Source organism: Butyrivibrio sp. AE2032 (assembly GCF_000702965.1).
On record NZ_JNLF01000003.1, the window covers coordinates 2,093,333 to 2,113,129 of the forward strand.

At 43.9% G+C, this 19,797-nt stretch carries 18 protein-coding genes; 16 read left to right on the top strand and 2 right to left on the bottom strand.

From position 1 onward, the window contains the following. Positions 1 to 131 precede the first annotated feature (131 nt). On the top strand, positions 132 to 764 hold the full coding sequence (locus BO18_RS11240) for a L,D-transpeptidase (RefSeq protein WP_051688664.1): 633 nt from the start codon (positions 132 to 134) through the stop codon (positions 762 to 764). A gap of 197 nt (positions 765 to 961) precedes the next feature. Here BO18_RS11240 and BO18_RS11245 read toward each other — a convergent pair whose 3' ends face one another. Beyond that, positions 962 to 2,956: a 2-isopropylmalate synthase gene (locus BO18_RS11245; protein ID WP_034446284.1), complete on the bottom strand. Its 1,995-nt coding sequence runs from the start codon at positions 2,954 to 2,956 to the stop codon at positions 962 to 964. A gap of 281 nt (positions 2,957 to 3,237) precedes the next feature. On the opposite strand from BO18_RS11245, the gene BO18_RS11250 reads away from it, so the two are divergent. The 10 genes from BO18_RS11250 to BO18_RS11295 all read left to right on the top strand — a co-directional run bounded on the left by BO18_RS11250 (position 3,238) and on the right by BO18_RS11295 (position 12,881). Next, positions 3,238 to 4,641: an NAD(P)/FAD-dependent oxidoreductase gene (locus tag BO18_RS11250; RefSeq protein WP_034446286.1), complete on the top strand. Its 1,404-nt coding sequence runs from the start codon at positions 3,238 to 3,240 to the stop codon at positions 4,639 to 4,641. Beyond that, complete coding sequence (locus tag BO18_RS11255) at positions 4,641 to 5,633, top strand: peptidylprolyl isomerase (RefSeq protein ID WP_034447289.1); 993 nt, start codon at positions 4,641 to 4,643, stop codon at positions 5,631 to 5,633. Before BO18_RS11250 ends, BO18_RS11255 begins: the two co-directional genes overlap by 1 nt. Before the next feature lie 188 nt (positions 5,634 to 5,821). After that, positions 5,822 to 6,361: a hypothetical protein gene (locus BO18_RS11260; protein WP_034446287.1), complete on the top strand. Its 540-nt coding sequence runs from the start codon at positions 5,822 to 5,824 to the stop codon at positions 6,359 to 6,361. Positions 6,362 to 6,536: 175 nt separating this feature from the next. Further along, on the top strand, positions 6,537 to 7,901 hold the full coding sequence (locus tag BO18_RS11265) for an ABC transporter substrate-binding protein (RefSeq protein WP_185752406.1): 1,365 nt from the start codon (positions 6,537 to 6,539) through the stop codon (positions 7,899 to 7,901). Positions 7,902 to 7,965: 64 nt separating this feature from the next. Further along, complete coding sequence (locus BO18_RS11270; RefSeq protein WP_034446290.1) at positions 7,966 to 8,853, top strand: carbohydrate ABC transporter permease; 888 nt, start codon at positions 7,966 to 7,968, stop codon at positions 8,851 to 8,853. Position 8,854: 1 nt separating this feature from the next. After that, positions 8,855 to 9,712 (top strand): carbohydrate ABC transporter permease, encoded by an 858-nt coding sequence (locus BO18_RS11275; protein WP_330379515.1) that lies wholly within the window; start codon positions 8,855 to 8,857, stop codon positions 9,710 to 9,712. 101 nt (positions 9,713 to 9,813) lie between these two features. Beyond that, positions 9,814 to 11,628 (top strand): sensor histidine kinase, encoded by a 1,815-nt coding sequence (locus tag BO18_RS11280; protein WP_081860991.1) that lies wholly within the window; start codon positions 9,814 to 9,816, stop codon positions 11,626 to 11,628. Between the two features lie 36 nt (positions 11,629 to 11,664). Further along, positions 11,665 to 12,432, top strand: coding sequence for a response regulator transcription factor (locus tag BO18_RS11285; protein WP_034446293.1), 768 nt, complete (start codon positions 11,665 to 11,667; stop codon positions 12,430 to 12,432). Beyond that, a complete protein-coding gene (locus BO18_RS11290) occupies positions 12,419 to 12,616 on the top strand; it encodes a type II toxin-antitoxin system RelE/ParE family toxin (protein ID WP_051688665.1) in 198 nt (65 codons plus the stop codon). Before BO18_RS11285 ends, BO18_RS11290 begins: the two co-directional genes overlap by 14 nt. Continuing rightward, positions 12,609 to 12,881 carry a helix-turn-helix domain-containing protein gene (locus BO18_RS11295; protein WP_034446294.1) on the top strand — a complete coding sequence of 91 codons (273 nt, stop codon included), beginning with the start codon at positions 12,609 to 12,611 and terminating at the stop codon, positions 12,879 to 12,881. The genes BO18_RS11290 and BO18_RS11295 overlap by 8 nt, the downstream gene beginning before the upstream one ends. Before the next feature lie 72 nt (positions 12,882 to 12,953). On the opposite strand, the gene BO18_RS11300 is transcribed toward BO18_RS11295, so the two are convergent. After that, positions 12,954 to 13,739 carry a histidine phosphatase family protein gene (locus BO18_RS11300; protein WP_034446295.1) on the bottom strand — a complete coding sequence of 262 codons (786 nt, stop codon included), beginning with the start codon at positions 13,737 to 13,739 and terminating at the stop codon, positions 12,954 to 12,956. Positions 13,740 to 13,992: 253 nt separating this feature from the next. Here BO18_RS11300 and BO18_RS11305 point away from each other — a divergent pair, with 253 nt between their 5' ends. The 5 genes from BO18_RS11305 to BO18_RS11325 all read left to right on the top strand — a co-directional run bounded on the left by BO18_RS11305 (position 13,993) and on the right by BO18_RS11325 (position 19,797). After that, on the top strand, positions 13,993 to 15,819 hold the full coding sequence (locus BO18_RS11305) for a hypothetical protein (protein ID WP_034446296.1): 1,827 nt from the start codon (positions 13,993 to 13,995) through the stop codon (positions 15,817 to 15,819). Positions 15,820 to 15,977: 158 nt separating this feature from the next. Further along, positions 15,978 to 18,068 carry a molecular chaperone HtpG gene (gene htpG, locus BO18_RS11310; protein ID WP_034446298.1) on the top strand — a complete coding sequence of 697 codons (2,091 nt, stop codon included), beginning with the start codon at positions 15,978 to 15,980 and terminating at the stop codon, positions 18,066 to 18,068. A 9-nt stretch (positions 18,069 to 18,077) separates the two neighbouring features. Next, positions 18,078 to 18,731 carry a flavin reductase family protein gene (locus BO18_RS11315; protein WP_034446299.1) on the top strand — a complete coding sequence of 218 codons (654 nt, stop codon included), beginning with the start codon at positions 18,078 to 18,080 and terminating at the stop codon, positions 18,729 to 18,731. 146 nt (positions 18,732 to 18,877) lie between these two features. Next, positions 18,878 to 19,396 carry a LytTR family DNA-binding domain-containing protein gene (locus BO18_RS32705; RefSeq protein WP_051688666.1) on the top strand — a complete coding sequence of 173 codons (519 nt, stop codon included), beginning with the start codon at positions 18,878 to 18,880 and terminating at the stop codon, positions 19,394 to 19,396. Continuing rightward, on the top strand, positions 19,387 to 19,797 hold the full coding sequence (locus tag BO18_RS11325) for a DUF3021 domain-containing protein (protein WP_034446300.1): 411 nt from the start codon (positions 19,387 to 19,389) through the stop codon (positions 19,795 to 19,797). The genes BO18_RS32705 and BO18_RS11325 overlap by 10 nt, the downstream gene beginning before the upstream one ends.

Here is a 19,797-nt window from a genome sequence, read left to right on the forward strand (position 1 = left end):
AAGCTCCCGGGAAACCGGGAGCTTTTAACTTTTATACATTTTTTATAATCTGATGTGTATAATATTAATACGACAAATCGATAAGGTGTGATTGATTGACCGAAACGTTATTTGAAGGAAAGGCGTTAGTTATGAAGCTTTTCGGCATTAAAAAGAAGATTACGTTATTGATAGGACTCCCTATGATATGCATGGTAATGGCGATGCTTGTGGCACCTGTAACAGCCAGAGCATCCGGTTTTGACCCGGTTTATTATGCTGCAAAATACCCTGATGTGGTTGCTGTTGTGGGGAATAGCCAGCCGGCTCTTATAAATCATTATCTCTCTTATGGCATTGCGGAAGGAAGATATCAGAACGCTGAGGAAGAGGCTGCTATGGCGCCTCTTAACACCTATATTGACGTGGACCTGACAAATCAGTACGTAAAATACATCCTAAACGGAGCATCTGTTTGGGAGAGCCCCTGTGTAAGCGGAGATGTAAGTAAGGGACGTAGTACTCCGACGGGAATTTACGCCGTTTACGGTCATGTTAAGGGAACATATCTCACGGGTCCTACCTGGAAGAACTGGGTAGATTACTGGATGCCCTTTACAAGAGGAGGCTGTGGCCTTCATGATGCCACCTGGAGAAGAAAATTCGGTGGCGAGATCTATAAGACCAACGGCTCCCACGGCTGCGTAAACCTCCCACCTGACAAAGCCAAAGAGCTCTTTGACATGGTTGGCATAGGTACCGTAGTCGTTGTGCACTCAGATTGATTGAAATGGGCGCCTAAAGCCATACATTTGGAAATGCGCAGTTCTCGCACGAGGAGATGGATTACAAATTGAAAAAACAGCCAAACACCGATTGTCCTGAATGACATGAAATGAGGTGCTTGGCTGTTTTTGAAGTTTAGTAATCCACGACGCAGGAGCAAACAAGTATTTGCGAATGTATGGCTTTGGTTGCCTTATCAGCGGCTGCTGCTCCTGTACTGTACCGGAGTCATACCATATTTCTTTTTGAAGAGTCTGTTAAAGTGCTCCACATTCTGATATCCTGCGGCTTCAGCAACCTTCTCAACCTTCATGTTTCCGTTTCGAAGAAGAGTGCTGGCCTTGTTCAGGCGTATCCTCTTTACGTTCTCGCCAAAGGTCATACCGGACTTTTCCTTGATGTACTTTGAAAGGTATGGCTTTGAGAGGTAGAACTGGCTTGAAAGATCATCCAAAGTAACTGTCAGGTAATTCTCCTGAATGTAGTTGATGATGGAGTTTATTCTCTCATCCTTGCTGTTCTTGATATTCTTAACTGCGTCAATCTGATTCACGGCAATAACCAGTGCACCAATTGAGGACTTGATGATATCCTCGTCTATTCCAACACCCCAGTACTTTTGACCATTGAAGGTGATTCCTACATAAGTGCAGGCCTTTGAAGATGAACCTCTTGAAAGGGCATGCTCCTCGTAAACTGAAAGCTCGTAGCTGATGTTGAAGTACTGCTTAATGGCATTGCTGACAGCATCAAGGCGACCGTTTCCGTTGGCTTCAACCACGTGATCCTTGTCGGCATGGGTAATTGTAACCTCTGCAAGTATGCCATCAACCTGCTTGAAGTGAACGGTAGGAATTCTGAATACATTGTCATTGTGGACGTATTTGTCTTCGAAGATCTGATATATTCTTGCAGGTGAAAGCTCAGCATGCTCTCTGTCTGAGATATCCTTGATGGTATAGCTGATATCTGCCTGCATCTCTTTTGGAACCATCATGCCATAGTTGGTCTTAAGGATGTAGCTTACGCCGCCCTTACCGGACTGGCTGTTGATCCTGATAACATCACCGTCGTATTCTCTTCCAAGATCCTTGGGATCCACAGGAAGATAAGGAACTGACCAGATACCCTTGTCTTTTTTCTGCTCATGCCATGCAAAGCCCTTTGAGATAGCATCCTGATGAGACCCGGAGAAAGCAGTAAACACAAGCTGTCCGGCATAGGGCTGTCTCTCATAGATCCTCATTCTGGTAAGGCGCTCATAGGTCTCGCCAACCTCCATGATGTGGCTGAAGTCAAGCTTAGGATCCACGCCGTGGGAGAACATGTTGATGGCAAGGGTAACAATGTCCACATTGCCGGTTCTCTCGCCGTTTCCGAAAAGAGTTCCCTCGATTCTGTCAGCACCTGCAAGGCAGCCAAGTTCTGCGTCAGAAACACCGGAACCTCTGTCATTGTGAGGGTGGAGTGAAAGTGTAACAGCATCGCGGTACTTAAGGTTCTTGCTGATATATTCAACCTGAGTTGCAAAAACATGAGGCATAGCAATCTCTACTGTTGTAGGGATATTGATGATAACTTTATTTTTCTTGGTGGGCTTCCAAACATCGAGAACAGCATTGCAGACTTCAACCGCATAATCAACCTCTGTTCCGGGGAAGCTCTCAGGAGAGTATTCAAAAGAAAAGTTACCGTTGGTTTCCTTTGCCAGCTTATCAAGGAGCTTTGCGCCTTCAACAGCTATCTTTTTAACCTCTTCCTTATCCTTCTTGAACACCTGCTCGCGCTGCGCTACAGAAGTAGAATTGTAGAGATGGATGATGGCTTTTGGAGCACCTTTAACGGCTTCGAAAGTTCTTTTGATGATATGCTCTCTGGCCTGGGTGAGAACCTGAACAGTAACATCGTCAGGGATCATGTTCTTCTCGATAAGGGTTCTTGCAAACTCAAACTCTGTCTCAGAAGCAGCAGGGAATCCAATCTCGATCTCCTTGAAGCCAAGGTTAACAAGCATGGTGAAAAACTCCAGTTTTTCATCAAGGCTCATGGGCTCTATCAGGGCCTGGTTTCCGTCACGAAGGTCAACGCTGCACCAGATTGGCGGATGATCAACGTAGTCTTTTTTAACCCAGTCATAGGTGGGCTTAGGTGGCATAAAATACTGTCTCTGATACTTCTGAACGTTTTCCATGATGTTCCTCCCGTTGTATAGATTGATGATATTTATCATGACACATTAATATCGGTCGTATTTGTTGACGAATTTATATGCCCTGATGATAAATTTGCACGTTTTTGTTGATAAATATTATCTTAGCACAATATTGAACAATTACATCATGGTGAATTTAATCACTTTTATTGATGTTTTTTATTGTCAGCATAGATTTGACTTTTATGGTATACTGTTTACCTGCTAATAATTAATGTTATAATCCCGCGGAAGTTATGCGGTGGAATGGAGTACTATTTATGGCAAAAGAATATGACGTAATTATAATTGGAGCCGGCCCGGGAGGAATCTTCTGTGCCTATGAGCTTATGGAGAAAAGGCCTGACCTTAAGGTTCTCATGATCGAGAAGGGCCGTTCTATAGAAAAGAGAAACTGCCCTAAGAGAATTACCAAGACCTGCGCTGGATGCAAGCCCTGCTCTATCACTACTGGCTTTGCAGGTGCCGGTGCTTTCTCTGATGGAAAGCTTTCGCTGTCACCTGATGTTGGTGGAAACCTTCCTGAGATTCTTGGATATGACTCAGCTACAAGCCTCATCCATGAGTCTGATGAGATATACCTTAAATTTGGTGCTGACAAGAGCGTATACGGCATTGATAAAGAGGTTGAGATCCGTGAGATCAGAAGAAAGGCTATCAACGCTAACCTTAAGCTGGTTGAGTGCCCAATAAGACACCTTGGAACCGAAGAGGGATACAAGATCTACAGTAAGCTCCAGGAGCACGTTCTTTCAAAGGGCGTTGAGATCGAATTCAACACCATGGTAACTGAAATTATTGTGGAAAATGGTGTAGCTACCGGTGTTAAGACTGATAAGGGCGAGACCTATACAGCAAAAGAAATCGTAAGCGCAGTTGGACGTGAGGGTGCTGACTGGTTCAAGGACAAGTGCGAGGAGATCGGCATAGAGACTAAGCCTGGAACAGTAGATGTAGGCGTAAGAGTTGAGGTTCGTGACGAGGTAATGCAGTTCCTTAACGAGAATCTCTATGAGGCTAAGCTTATCTACCACACACCAACCTTCGATGATAAGGTACGTACCTTCTGTACAAATCCTTCGGGAGAGGTTGCAACTGAGTACTATGAGAACGGTCTTGCAGTGGTTAACGGTCATGCTTACAAGGGAAAAGAGCTAAAGACCAACAATACAAACTTTGCTCTTCTTGTATCCAAGAACTTTACTAAGCCTTTCAAGACTCCTATTGAGTATGGTAAGAAGATAGCTGAGCTTTCAAATATGCTCTGCGGTGGAAAGATTCTTGTTCAGACCTACGGCGATTTCAAGCGTGGCAGAAGAACAACTGAGGAGAGACTTTGCAGGAATAACCTGATCCCAACTCTTAAGGATGCGGTGCCTGGCGATCTTTCATTGGTATTCCCTCACAGAATCATGGTGGATCTTGATGAGATGATCCAGGCCCTCGATAAGGTTACTCCGGGACTTGCTTCTGAGGAGACCCTTCTCTACGGCGTTGAGGTTAAATTCTACTCCAACAAGGTTATCGTAAATAAAGACTTTGAGACCAGCATCAAGGGACTTCGTGCTATCGGCGACGGTGCAGGTATCACAAGAGGTCTTCAGCAGGCAAGTGCCAACGGACTTTCTGTAGCACGTAGCATTATCAAGACACTGGAGGCCTGATGAGGCGCGTTTGTCTGGCCTGGCTTCTGATATGTCTTTTCCTGACCGGATGCAGTATGGAGAGCCTTGACCGTAAGGTGGTGTTCACCACGGGCTTTTCTGATGATGAGGTCTTTAGGATCGAGGACTCCAGCTGCTCTTTGTCTGAGGCTATGTTCTACCTGGTGAATACTCAGAAGGGGTACGAGAAGACCTTCGGAAAAGAGATCTGGGCAGCAACCACAGATGATGGAACCGTTGAAGACAGGCTGAAGGATTCAGTTCTTGCCAAGGTGGCCCAGATAAAGGCCATGAACCTTCTTGCCACCGAGAATGGCATAGAGCTTGATGAAAAAGAGGCTTCCAAGGCTAGTCAGGATGCTCAGGACTATTACGCAGCTCTTTCCGAAGAAGATATAAAAGAGATGAGTGGCATTACCCTGGAGGAAGTTGAAAATATCTACAGGGAACAGGCCGTAGCAGATAAGCTCTATGACTACATCATAAGGGATATAAATCCTGAGATAAGTGATGACGAAGCAAGGACTATTACTGTTGAGCAGATACTCATAAAGACCTATACCCTGGATGAGAGCGGAGCAAAGGTTCCGTATTCCTCAAGGGAAAAGGACAATGCGTATATGCGCAGTCGTGAGATCCTGAAAAAGATCCTCAATGAGGAAAGCAGTTTTGAGGAACTTATGGCCCAGTACAATGAGGCTGATGAAGGAACAATCTCTTTTGGCAAGGGAGATATGGAAAGCGAGTACGACACAGCAGCCTTTAATCTGGGAACAGAGCAGGTCAGTGGAATTGTAGAGACCAGTGAAGGCTATGTAATCATCAAATGCATCTCTACCTTTAACAGGGAAGAGACGGAGGCTAACAAGGTCAAGATTGTTGAGGAGCGAAAACGAGAGGTTTTTGGAGCTCAGTATGATGCCTTTGTGGCAACTTTGACAAAAGAATTAAACGAAAAGCTTTGGGATAGTATAACATTGCTGGATAATTAGCACTTGTGTAAAAACAAGTGCTTTTATTTTTGTGCAAAACGTACAATAAAAAGAAACAGAATGTAAATATTCTGTTAAAGAAGTAAAAAATATGCTACTCAATGTCAAATATATCCATTCTAAATGAAATACCGATTAGATATATTTAAAGTGTGGTCGGTTCTACATCACATCAAAGGGGCGAGGGTATGAAAAACTTATTTAATAAATGGGTTTTGGGAATCTGCATAGTATTAACTGTGTCAATCCTTACAGGATGTGGAAGTAAAACTGAACATTGGGCTTATATTCATGAGCCTACAGAGGAGGTCATAGCTCTTTCCGATAATGGTAAGGCAACTTATAAGGGGAATAAGTACACTTACACCAAGGATGATTCCTATATCACCCTTAAGGATAAGAGCGGTGGTGAGGAAAGTCTCCGTTATGAGATGAACGGAGATCAGATGATCCTGTATGAAAAATCAACTTACACCCGCCTGGGGAAGGCGGAAGGGGATGGTATCGTCGGCGTGTGGACTCAGGACAATGGATGGTCCTATCAGTTCACCGAAGACGGCCGCTTTTCTGAAGAAGATATCTTTTTTGGTCGTTACACAGTAGATGAGGCAAATTCATGCATCAGGCTTATGTACGATGACCCTATCGAGGATGCATTTCTGTATTACACCTTAGCTGGTGATAGTCTTACGGTTGCTTACCCATGGCCTATGGTCAGGGTACAATAAATATGTTACTCTCCAGAACCAAGCAGAAATATATAAAATACAGATATCGAGCTCGCTCGATTAGATGTATTTTAATATATTTCTATTTGGAGAGAAGCCACAACGAGGAAATGCTTGCATTTCCGAGTCTTGGTTATGGAGAGTAACAAACTTCACAAAAAAGGAGAGGTGTGTTATGAAAATGAAACGAATTGCGTCAACATTGTTGGCGGGTGTCATGACTTTGTCACTCGTCGCTTGTGGCAGCACAGCGCCAGAGCCTGCGGCTCCTGCAGCTGATACTACTGCTACAGAGACTGCTGCACCAGCAGCTGAGCCGGCTAAGACCGAAGAGGCTACAGCCGTAGAAGCTACTGATTCTGCAGAGCCTATTTCACTTAATATGTGGTGTATTGCTACTGAGAGTGATTCAAACCGTCATTCTTATGAAGCAGCTATCGCTGATATGCAGGCTGCACATCCTGAAGTTACTTTCACATGGGAAGCTTTTGAGAACCAGTCTTACAAGACAAAGATCAAAGCTGCTGTTTCTGCTAACGAGATGCCTGACATCTTCTTTACATGGTCATGTGCATTCCTTGGTGACTTCGTAGAAGCCGGCAAGGTTTACTGCCTTGATGATGCTTATCAGAACTTTAAGGATGAGCTTCCTGAGTCTATGCTTGGTAACTCAACCTACAACGGAAAGCACTATGGTGTGCCGCTTACAATGAACATCGTTGGTCTTTTCGCTAACATGGAACTTCTTAAGCAGGTTGGCTATGATGAGATTCCTGGAACATATGAGGACTTCATCGCTTGCTGCGACAAGCTTAAAGAAGCAGGAATCATTCCTTTCGGATGTGCTGGAAAAGAGACATGGTGCGTAACAGAGTATCTTGAGTCAGTTATCGAGAAGTCTGTTGGTGCAGATGCTCTTAACGACATCTTCCTTGGAAGAGCTACATGGGCTAATCAGGACGTTGCTGATGCCGTTGATACATTCCAGGGCCTTGTAAACAATGGTTACTTCGATCCTTCAGGAATCGGCCTTACAAACGACGAAGTTAAGAACAACTTCATGGCTGGCAAGTATGCATTCTACATGAACGGAACATGGAACTGTGCAGATTTCGCAGCTAACGAAGAGTTCCTTGCAAAGGTTAAGGTTGGTGAGTTCCCTGTTATCAACGCTGACAAGGCTAAGCTTGGTCAGGTTATCGGTGGACCTTCAGACACACTTGCAGTTGCAGCTTCTTCACCTAACGCTGAGAGAGCAGCAGAGTACACATTTGAGCTTGGAAGACTTATCTGTCACTATGGTTACCTTGATGGCTGCGGACTTCCTGCATGGACACCTTATGGTGACACAAGCTCAATCAATCCTCTTACACAGACTGTATCTGAGATCGTAAGCAAAGCTGATAAGTTCGTTCTCTTCGGAGATACAGCTATGAGCGCTGATTCTGCAAACACATATCTTTCATATGTAGATCAGGTTTATGGATGCCTTCTTGATGGACAGCAGTTCATTGATGGCCTTGCTAAGGATATTCAGTAATTAAGTAATTAAGAATCTCCGGCTTCCCATGGGGAGCCGGAGGCTTCTTTGGAAGGACCTGTGTATGAAATCTAAAATCGATGTCAAAAAGGGGATCACTGTTTTTCTTTTTCTTCTTCCGGGATTAGCTCTTTTCGTCAGCATACTTATAGCACCTATCGCAGTATCTGTGTATAGAAGTATGTATGACTGGAATGGCTTTTCGGAGGGCACTTTCATCGGCTTTGCCAATTACATAGAGCTATTTACAAATGGATCCATCAAGTTTATGACGGGTCTTAAGAATTCCATGATCCTGGCATTTTTCTCAGTATTTGTTCAGTTGCCATTTGCTCTTTTCCTGGCTCTGTTACTGGGAAGAAAACCTAAGAAGGAAAGAGCTTTTCTTTCAATTTTCTTTATGCCGGTGCTTATTTCAACGGTGGTTATAGGTCAGCTCTGGCTGAAGATCTATAATCCGGATTACGGTCTTTTAAACAGATTCCTTGATGCTGTTAATCTTGGGGACTGGAAGCACGTATGGGTCGGTGATGTTAAGACTGCTCTTGGAAGTATCATAGTTCCTACAGTCTGGCAGTATATCGGCTATCATATGCTTCTTATGTACGCAGGAGTAAAGGGCGTTTCAACTGACCTTAGGGAAGCTGCCATGCTTGACGGCGCAACACCCTGGCAGGTGGACAGATACATTGTTATTCCTGTGATCAAACCAATTATAAGAGTAAGCGTTATCTTCGCAGTTACCGGATCTTTGAAGACCTACGACCTTGTTCGTATCCTGACTGAAGGCGGACCTTTCCAGTCTACAGAGGTACCAAGTACACTTCTTGAGAATATGCTGTTCCTAAGGAACAGGTACGGAATGGGAAGTACCATATCGGTAATGCTGATAATACTTTGCTTTGCCTTTGCGCTTCTTATAACTGCAGCTTTCAGGGAAAAGGATGAATAATATGGAAAACAATCAGATTGAGGCGGTGAGAAAAACTAATCCGGCCGCCAAAGTGTTAATGTATATATTCCTTGTATTCTGGGCTTTAGTGAATTTGTTTCCAATCTACTTTATGTTCACTTTTTCACTTAAGTCCAATGAGGAGATATTTGGTGCAAATATCATAGGCCTTCCTAAAGAGTGGCTCTGGTCCAATTACGTCACAGCCCTTAATACAGGAAACATGGCCCTTTACTTTGTGAACAGCTTGCTGGTTACAACACTGGCTATTGCAATATCTCTTATTGCAGCCATGATGGCAACCTATGCAATCACAAGGATCAAGTGGGGACTTAATAAGCTTACCAATGCATTCTTTATGCTGGGACTTACAATTCCGATTCAGGCATCCATCGTACCGGTTTACGTAGTCCTTTCCAAGATGCACTGGCTCAACAAGTATTCTACTCTGATCGTTCCGTACTCAGCTTTTGCGCTTTCAATGTCCATTCTCATCTGTACCGGCTTTATGGTGGAGATACCCTATGCATTGGACGAAGCAGCAAGAATAGATGGATGCGGACTTGCGGAAACCTTCTTCAGGATAATCCTCCCCCTGATGAAGCCCGCAGTATCCACTGTTGGCGTATACTCATATCTCCAGTGCTGGAACGAGTTCATGTTTGCCAACGTATTTATTTCAGACTCCAAACACAGGACACTTCCTGTAGGTATCAAGGCCCTTTCCGGTCAGCATACCACAGACTGGGGACCTATTGGAGCAGCTTTGGTTATCGCAACCTTCCCGACACTTGGCTTCTACCTGTTTCTTAGCGGAAAGATCCAGGAAAGTTTTATAGCCGGTGCGGTTAAAGGTTGAGTTATAACAAACATATTTATCACTACCCCTCGCGGCAAGCCCTGGAGAATAAGCTCCCAGGGCTTGTCAATTTTTACAGACAGGACAAAACGTGTTATCTTATGCATATGAGTTTATTTAACAGGTTTTCTTCAGAACAGAATAAGAGAGCAAAGTCTCTTTCCTTCAGGCTCCAGCGCCTTGTGCTGGGGATTGTTTTTCTTGTGATTATTTCCTTCCTTATATCAGTTTTGCTGATCTCTGAAAGAGAGAGAAGGGACTACGGAAAACGTGAGTCTGAGAATATTCTTAAGACTCTTTCAAGTACTATTTCTTCTGATATTCAGGGATACTCGGAGATTTCTCGATTGGTCATGACTGAAAGTCGGCTTGTGAATTTTCTCAGGGCAGATTCCTCTGTGGTAGACATAAGCATGATCAATGATGCCAGATACGGTGTCATGGATATCCTCAATGTTACTGAGGGTGTTGATACAGTCATAGTCATCAGGGATGATCTGATAATGCTGTCCACAAACCGTTTTACTTACAGGTATGACTACGACCTGATGCAGACAGAGGATTGGAAAAAAGATATCATCGATGCCAAGGGTGCTACTGTGATCTCACTTAATTCCAACGGGGTAGCCCACAAAGCCGGCAACCGTCAGATGGTTACCATCGGCAGAGCAATCTACGATATCGACAGCCAGGACAGAACCGGTATAATGCTGATGAATATTTCCACCAGAGTATTTGACAAGATGCTGGGACAGCTGCGATACAACGACATCTGCATAACCAGTGATGATGGCATATACCTGGCGGGGAATAAGGATTACGCAGATTACTTCGACAGCTCTTTTGCCGGAAAAGGAATAAGTCACAAGATAGTATCCCTGGGACAGGGGAAGGGGCAGGGCCTGGTGTCTGGCTGCAGAGTCAGCAATTTCCCCATTGTGATCCTGAAGGTTTCCTCCTTTGGTTCAGAGGGTATTCCTTTCAGAATTATTTACGTGCTGCTGATCCTTTTGATCATCTTCGTTGCAGCTACGGTTTATACAGGCTCTTTTGTCAAAAAGAATATCACAGACCCCATATATGAACTGTCTGACGCCATCGTCAAGAACAGGGTATCAGGGGAGCTGAAGATTATAGATAAGCCAATGCCCAACACTGAGCTTGCCATGCTGGAGGGTGATTATAACAACATGATCGACCATGTGAACCAGCTGATCGACACCCTCATGGAGAAGGAAAAGACACTTCAGAAGGCGGAGATGCGTGTGCTGCAGGAGCAGATAAAACCGCACTTTTTGTACAATTCTCTGGAGACCATTGGCTTTATGGCGCTGGATGCCGGGGCGGACAAGGTTCACGATGCATTGGAGACCCTTGGAAGCTTTTACCGGAACTTCTTAAGCAAGGGAGGAAGGGAGATACCTCTTTCCCGTGAGGTCAAGATCGTTAAGGACTACCTGTCGCTGCAGAAGCTGCGCTACGGTGATATAATAGAGGACGAATATGAGGTAGAAGAGGCTGCGGAATCCTTCATTGTTCCAAAGCTGATCTTACAGCCTCTTGTTGAGAACAGTATCTACCACGGAATCCGCTTAAAGGGTGAAAAGGGACTTATCAGTATCAGGGCCTACCTGGAAGAGAAGGCTGCAGATGATGATCTGGTAAAAGAGCTGCACATCATTGTTACGGATACCGGTGTTGGAATGGAAGAAGAGCAGATCAAAAAGATCCTTTCCATGGATAAGAAGGACAGGCCTGCTGAAGCGGATGAGAGCTTCGGCCTTTGGGGCACCATTGAGAGGATTCGCATGTATACCGGCAATGCAGATTGTGTAAAGATCGAAAGTGAGACCGGGGAGTTCACCAGAATAGAGATCAAGATACCGGACATGTCAAAGGCGGGAGCGAAGGTCTGAGAGAACCGGGATGATATATTTGTTGTGGGAGAGAGTATGGACAGAGCTATCAGGGTAATGATAATAGATGACGAGGAGTCAGCAAGAAAGCTGATGAGAGCAGCCATCAAGTGGGATGAGCTGGGGATGGAGGTTGTTGGCGAGGCAGCCAGCGGAATTGAGGCAATCAACATCATAGATGACCTTAAGCCGGACATCGCCTTTGTGGACATCTCAATGCCTTTCATGAATGGTATTGAGTTCACTGAGACCGCCACTTCAAGATATCCAAACCTTGTGATCATCATAATGACTGCCATCGATCAGTTTGAATATGCCAGGAAATGTGTAAGCCTTCCTGTATTTGAGTACATGTTAAAGCCCATGGTCAGGGAAGAGATAACAAAGGTTCTCGAAAGGGCCAGGGACAAGATCTCAAAGGAGAAAGACTACTGGGCAGAGCTTGAAGCTAAGGCCGATGATGGCGGAGACCAGGCCGAGGCCGGTTCCACCGATCAGATAAAGAAATATCTTGAGGACAACTTTACAGACTCCAAGTTAAACCTTGCTTTTGTAGCTCAGCACTTTGGCTTTTCTGCCAGCTACCTTTCAAGGAAATTCAAGCAGGATACAGGAAAAAAATTCGTGGAATATCTCAACGAACTTCGCATGGAAAAAGCGAAAGAGTTTGCCGAGAAGGGCACCAAGATGTACGTTGCAGCCTCTGACGTAGGCATCCCCGATCCCAACTACTTCTCCAGATGTTTCAAGAAGTTCACCGGGAAGAGCTACTCCGACTACATGGCAGAGAATGGGAAAAACTGATAATTTTGAGTTAAGAACCATCCAAGGAAACGATATTGCTCGTTGCTTATATTTTTTCACTATAGGAGACAAAGCAATAGTCACTAATGGGATAATAAAGAAAACCAAGAAGACTCCCAAAGAGGTAATTTTGTTAGCAAAAAAATACCGTGAAGACTATGAGAGGAGGATGCTAGATGAGTGATATTGATGAATTATTACAGGAAGAACTCAAAGATGAAGAATTTGCCAAGGCCTGGGAAGAGACAGAGCTTGAATATCAGATAAAAGCTATGCTTATAGCTGCCAGGCTTGAAAAGAAAATGACCCAAAAAGAGCTTTCAGTGAAGTCTGGGGTTAGGCAGTCAAATATTAGCAGGATAGAAAAAGGTGTATGTGTCCCTACCCTTACAACATTGAATGAATTAGCAAAAGGCCTAGGAAAGAAACTTAGGATTGAACTGGTGTAGTAACAGGAAAGACAAACGAATAATTCCAACACGAAGGCTGTCGTGATGGCAGCCTTTTGTATTACTAACTATTCAATGTCTTTCATCTTTATTTTCAAAGCGTTCGCAGAACCTTGCAGAAAAAGAAGGCTTCTCGTCGCCAATAGTCAGGTGGGTAATATCACCAATACGCAGAGTCCTGAAAATTGCAATGCCCTTTTGTCTTTCTTCAGAGACTACCTCTGTGAGGGAGGTTGGGGCCATGGCCAGAAACTGCAGTGGAACGAAAGGTGAAGTGTTCCATAACCTTGACAGAAGTACACAGGTTATTCCAAAGTGGCAGAAAAATGCCAGTGTCTTGTCGTTTCCTTCACGTACTGAATAGATATTTCCATTTCTTTCATATCCATAGTCTTTCAGAAACCGGTCAAAAGAGCTGATGACCTGATCATATATTTCACAGGCATTTGAAGCCTTTATTAAAGAAGACTCTCTCCATCCATTTACATCAAACATCTCTGAGTGATCACCATAATATGAAGGCATCATATCCCAGACAATGCGTTTTTTGAAAAGACCTGTCTCCGGATCTTTGGCAAGTTCGTTGCAATAGGCGTTTCTTGTTTCTTCATCTGCTTTGTTCGGATCGAAAAGAGCAGGAAATTCCTGTAGCCATTCCAAAGTAGTTGCGTTCATCCCTAGCTCTTTTAAGCTGTATTCCGCTGTGGCAGCGGCTCTTCCAAGAGGTGAAACAAAAGCCTCATCGATTCCAAGATCCTTTACCTGTCTGGCCAAAAGCTCAGCTTCAACTCGTCCTTTTTCAGTCAGGCTGTCTGCCTGATAGTCTGGATCTCCATGTCTTATAAATAATAGCCTCATATAGCTCTTTTCCCTTCTGCATTCTCTTTGCACATTATTGTTGCATTACAGTGCCTTTCGGTCAACCAAAACCGCCCATTCCAAAAACAAAATTTCTAGCGTAATATCAAATGATTGAAATTTGGTTGCAAAAGTGACAAATTTTCGTATCAAAAGGGGTGGAATTTGTTCTCCTTAAGCGTTACTATGCTCTCGTTGGACACAAAAAATTCACAAAATAAAAAGTGTGTTAAATAACGGAGGTACGTGTGGCATGTACAAGAAGACTCTTGTAGGCATTACATCAGCAGTAACAGCAGTTTCAATGGTAATTGCACCTTGCATGACAGCATATGCAGAGGATGTGACAGAGAAGTTGGACATTACCAGTGATAGAAATATTGAAGGAAATGTAGTTTCTGATGGAACTGATAACAGTCTGATAAATGACGCTCTCGTAGAAGTATCAGGATCTGAGACAGACGTTACAATAAGTGGAAATGTTGATGGATCTGCGGTTGTTACAGGTGAAGAACAGAGCTATGGTCCAAACTATACATATTTTCATAAATATAACGATACTGAGGTTTATGAAATACGTGAATATGACACTCAGACCAAGTCTGGTGGAGCCGAGGCAGGTGTCAGTGTTAGTGGAGGTGCTTCTGTTACTGTTGGTGGCAATGTTATTGGAGGCGCGAACGGAGCAAGTGTTAGTGATGACAGTGACCTGACTGTTAACGGAGATGTTGTGGCAACTGGTCAGCAGTCAGTTATATCAGGCCATAAATATACCGGATCAGATATTGTACAGACCACAGGAACTGAAGAAATAAAGCCAGGATCAGATAGAAGCAACTTGGGATATGCAGTAAAGGCAGATGCTACAGCCAATGAACAGAATGCAATTGGTTACACCAACTACATAGACGGTGCAGGAATCTTTACAGATGGTGACGGAGATATTCTTGTCAAAGGTGATGTAACATCTGTAGGTTCCGGTATAACAATAGATACCAATACTAACGGAGAAAAAGGCTCTATCACAGTTTTGGGAACCATTAAAGGTGACGAGTACGGTATTGTTATCAAAGACGGTTATTCCATGCTCGATTACTATGATTCACAGTCCCAGTATTATAACCCTCCGATGACAGGTGGCAGTTATCAGGATTATCATGAAAGATGCATTGCAGCAGGCGAGAGCGAGGAAAGCTTCCAGGCAAGAAGCAAAGCAGCCGGTGACAGACTTGTAGCTGAAATGCCTGAGATTACCGTATATGCAATAGAGAGTAAAAGACTTATCAATAACAGTAAAGATAATGATTATTTTGAAGCTTACCAGGTAGCATACAACCAGGTAGTAAATGCTATCAATTACATCATCAAGCACGATGATAATGTAACAGTTACAGCAAGCACAAAGACAATTGATGCTCAGGATTATTTTGTAACCAAGATTAACCAGGCTTTTGAAGTTGCTGCTGATGTTCCAAGCGGATATTACCTCAGTGGCGGTGAGAATGTTAAGGTTACAGACAAGGGAAATGGTCGTTACGAGCTTGTTCTTATTGGTGTAGGCGGAAAGATCAACGTTAGAGCAGAACTCATCCCTGTAACAAAGGCAGCAGAGACTTCCTACGAGGTTGTTGTAGAAGAGGTTTCACAGCCTGAGGTTGTTCAACAGATTGCTCCAACATCTACTCAGACTCTTGCTGCAGTATCAAACCTTACAAGCCAGGCTGACACCCAGGCATTCATCGCAAAGGTCAGTGGTGAAAAGCCAGCACAGACAGTTGCTTTTGAAGTTAGAAAGGTTTCTCCCGCTCAGTACAAGGAAGCAGTTATCAGTAATGTTGCATCAGTTCCAGCAGGCGGTGCATTAAACCTTGTAACTGACCAGCCATCCCTTTTCGATTCCAAGATGGTTGATGCCATGATGGCAAGAAGCGATATCGACGTTAACGTAGTATTTGGTTACGGCGGAAAGACCTACAAGGTAGTTATCCCTGCAGGTTACAATATCAGAGGCCTTCTTGATTCCAACGGTTATTGCGGATTCTTAAGACTCCTTGCAATCCTTGGAGGAACGGTAATCTAATTACAAACCAGATATATAAAAAAACTTTGTTAGCACTCACATTAAGTGAGTGCTAAATTTTTGTTGACTTTTACCCTTGGGGGTCATAAAATTTTATTTGGGCCCGGAGTATACCATTTGCCTGGGCCAATATTTCTTTTAACAAAGGAGTGAGAATTATGGCTTCAAAAAAGGGTAATCTTTCAATCAACAGCGAGAACATGTTTCCGATCATTAAGAAATGGCTTTATTCGGATCATGATATCTTTTACAGAGAAGTAATCTCAAATGCATGCGACGCTATCACCAAGATCCGCAAGATGGATATGATGGGTGAGTACCAGCTTCCTGATGGATTCAAGCCTCGCGTGGACATCATTCTTAACGATAAAGACAAGACTATCAAGGTTGTAGATAACGGTATTGGTATGACAGCTGAGGAGGTTGAGGAGTACATCAATCAGGTGGCTTTCTCAGGCGCTACAGACTTCCTTAACAAGTACAAGGATAAGGCAAACGCAGACCAGATCATCGGACATTTCGGCCTTGGTTTCTATTCAACCTTTATGGTATCTGACAACGTAGATATCGATACACTTTCCTGCAAGGGAGGCCCTGCTGTTCACTGGACCTGTGACGGCGGCTCTGACTTTGAGATGGAGGATGGCGACAAGACAGAGGTTGGTACAACAGTAACACTTCACCTTTCAGAGGACTGCCTTGAGTTCTGCAACGAGTACAAGGCAAGAGAAGTAATCGAAAAGTACTGCTCATTCATGCCTTATGAAATTTATCTTTCAAAGGAGAACGAGGAAGGAACAGAGACTATCAAGGCTTCTGAGAAGCTCGACTCTGATACCGTAATCGAGGAAGTTCATCCTGAGAAGAAGGAAGGCGAGACTGAGGAACCTGAGCTTCAGTACAAGATAAGAAGACGCCCTCAGCTTCTTAACGATACACATCCTCTCTGGGCTAAGACACCTAAGGATTGCACAGAGGAGGAGTACAAGGAGTTCTATAGAAAGGTGTTCAGAGATTTCAAGGAGCCTCTTTTCTGGATCCACCTGAACATGGATTATCCTTTCAACTTAAAGGGTATCCTGTACTTCCCTAAGATCAACATGGAGTTCGAATCTATAGAGGGAACAATCAAGCTTTACAACAACCAGGTATTCATCGCTGACAACATCAAGGAGGTTATCCCTGAGTATCTGATGCTCCTTAAGGGTGTCATCGACTGTCCTGATCTTCCTCTTAACGTATCAAGATCAGCTCTTCAGAACGACGGCTTCGTTAAGAAGATCTCTGAGTACATCTCCAAGAAGGTTGCAGAGAAACTAGCAGGCCTTTGCAAGACAGATAAAGAGAACTACGACAAGTACTGGGATGACATCAGCCCATTCATCAAATATGGTTGCCTGCGCGATGACAAGTTCTGCGAGAAGATGACAGACTATATTCTCTTCAAGAACCTGGATGGCAAGTACCTTACAACTCCTGAAGCTCTTCAGATCAACAAGGAAGCTGAAGAGGAAGCAGATAAGGAAGAGAATGCTGTTGACGAAAACGGCAATAAGGTAGAGGCTGAGGTGGTAGACGAAGGCGCTAAGACTGAAGATGCAGCTAAGGCTGAGGATGAGAAGGAAAAAGAGCCACGTACCATCTACTACGTAACTGACGAGCAGCAGCAGAGCCAGTACATCAACATGTTCAAGGCTCAGAAGATGGAAGCTTTCATCATGAAGCACAACATCGATGTGCCTTTCATGGAGCAGCTTGAGAGAAAGAACGAGGGCATCAGATTCCAGAGAATCGATGCAGATCTCACAGATACATTTAAGTCCAGAACTTCCAAGAAGGCAGCAGCTGAGCTTGAAGAGAAGGAAAAAGAACTTTCAGAGAAGATCAAGAAGGCCCTCAAGAATGACAAGCTCAACATCAAACTTGAGAAGCTCAAGGATAAAAAGGTTTCTTCAATGCTTACTGTTTCTGAGGAATCAAGACGTATGGCAGACATGATGAAGATGTATGCTGCCAACGGAATGGGCATGGGATTTGGTGATTTCGGTAAGGAAGGCCAGACACTTATCCTCAATGCAAACCATCCTCTTGTACAGTATGTAATGGAGCACGAGGACGGCGATAACACAAAGATGATCTGCGAACAGCTCTATGATCTTGCATGCATCCAGAACGCACCATTAGAGGGTGAGGCAATGACCAAGTTCGTTCAGAGGAGCAATGAGATCATGCTCATGCTTGCTAAATAAGGCAGATATATGGCAAAAGAGATATGGCGCCCCGGAAACATGCTGTACCCGATACCTGCGGTAATGGTCAGCTGTGGAAGGCAGGGCGAAAACCCTAACATCATAACTGTGGCATGGGCTGGGAACGTGTGCTCATCTCCTGCTATGCTCTCTATCTCCGTCAGGAAGGAGAGATACTCCTACGACATCATCAAGGAGACCGGAGAGTTCGTGGTAAATCTTACCAGCAGACAGCTTACAAGGGCTGCAGACTGGTGCGGAGTCCGTTCCGGAAAAGACTTTGATAAGTTCAAGGAAATGAATCTGACTCCTCAGAAATCCGTGGAAGTATCCTGTCCCGGAATTTTAGAGAGTCCTGTGAACATAGAGTGCAAGGTTCATTCAATCCACGAGCTTGGAAGTCATGATATGTTCATTGGAGAAGTCCTCTGCGTAACCGTAGATGACAGATTCATGGATGATAAGGGCAGGTTCGACCTTGGAGCAGCAGACCTTGTGGCCTACTCTCACGGCGAGTACTTTGCTCTTGGAGAAAAACTTGGAAAGTTCGGCTACAGCGTTGCAAAGAAGCCTGTCACCAAAAAGCCGGCGGCCAAGAAGCCAGCTAAGAAATCTTCCGGCAAAAAGCCCGGAAGTGCAAAGAAAAAATCTGATAAGAAATGATTTACAGCCGAGAAGGTTCATTAAGAACTTTCCCGGCTGTTTTTTTACCGAATAAACAAAAAAAACGACAGAATAAACATAACGATAACTAGCGTGGAATATTATGATAAAATGTCAATAACTATCCCTTTGAGCCGGAGAAGAAAATGAAGAACATGGTAGATATCGAGGTTGTCCTCGATGAGAAGTACATAGACCCTAAAGTTACCATCAAGACCAGGGAAAATACGAGACAGGTAGAGAATATCATCTATGCCATTGAAAATGCCTCTGATTCTGATTTTCCGCAAATTGCAGCCTATCAGGATTCAAAGCTGATCTTTGTGTCCCAGAAGGATATAGTAAGGGCCTACGTTGAGGGAAGAAAGGTAATGCTTCAGACGGAGGATGACCTTTATACCGTGAAAAAGAGCCTTGCAGGTCTTGAAAGTGACTTGAATGAACTGAGATTTCTCCGTATTTCTCAGTCTGAAATAATTAATCTTTACAAAGTAAAATGCTTTGATTTTAACGCAGTAGGGACCGTGGGAGTTGAGTTCGACTGCGGTGTAAAGACCTGGGCATCCAGGAGCAGAGTAAAAGATATCAAGGCCAAAATAAAAGCCAATGAAGAAGCCCGGGAAGAAAAGGATTCCGGGCGAAAGGAGAGAAGACTATGGAACTGAGAAATAAGATCATAATCAAATCTCTGATTGGCTTTATTATAGGAATATTTGTGGGACTGTTTTTCTGGTTCATGAATTCCGGAGACTATTCAGGAACGGCCTTTGTTATTCACCTTATCATGTCGGGAATCCTGGGACTTATCGCTATGGGGGGCTCTGTTGTATATGACATTGAGAGTTGGGGACTTTTAAAGGCGACAGCCACTCATTATATTCTGGTAATGATGGATTATGTAATTGTTGCCACTGCTCTTGGCTGGGTTTCTTCTATTATTGAAATGATGATTTTTCTCGCAGGAATGACGATCATATACGCTATGATATGGCTTTTTGAAAGCTATCTGTGGAAGAGGACAATAAGGAAAATGAATGAGCAGCTAAAAGAAATGCAGGAGAGATGA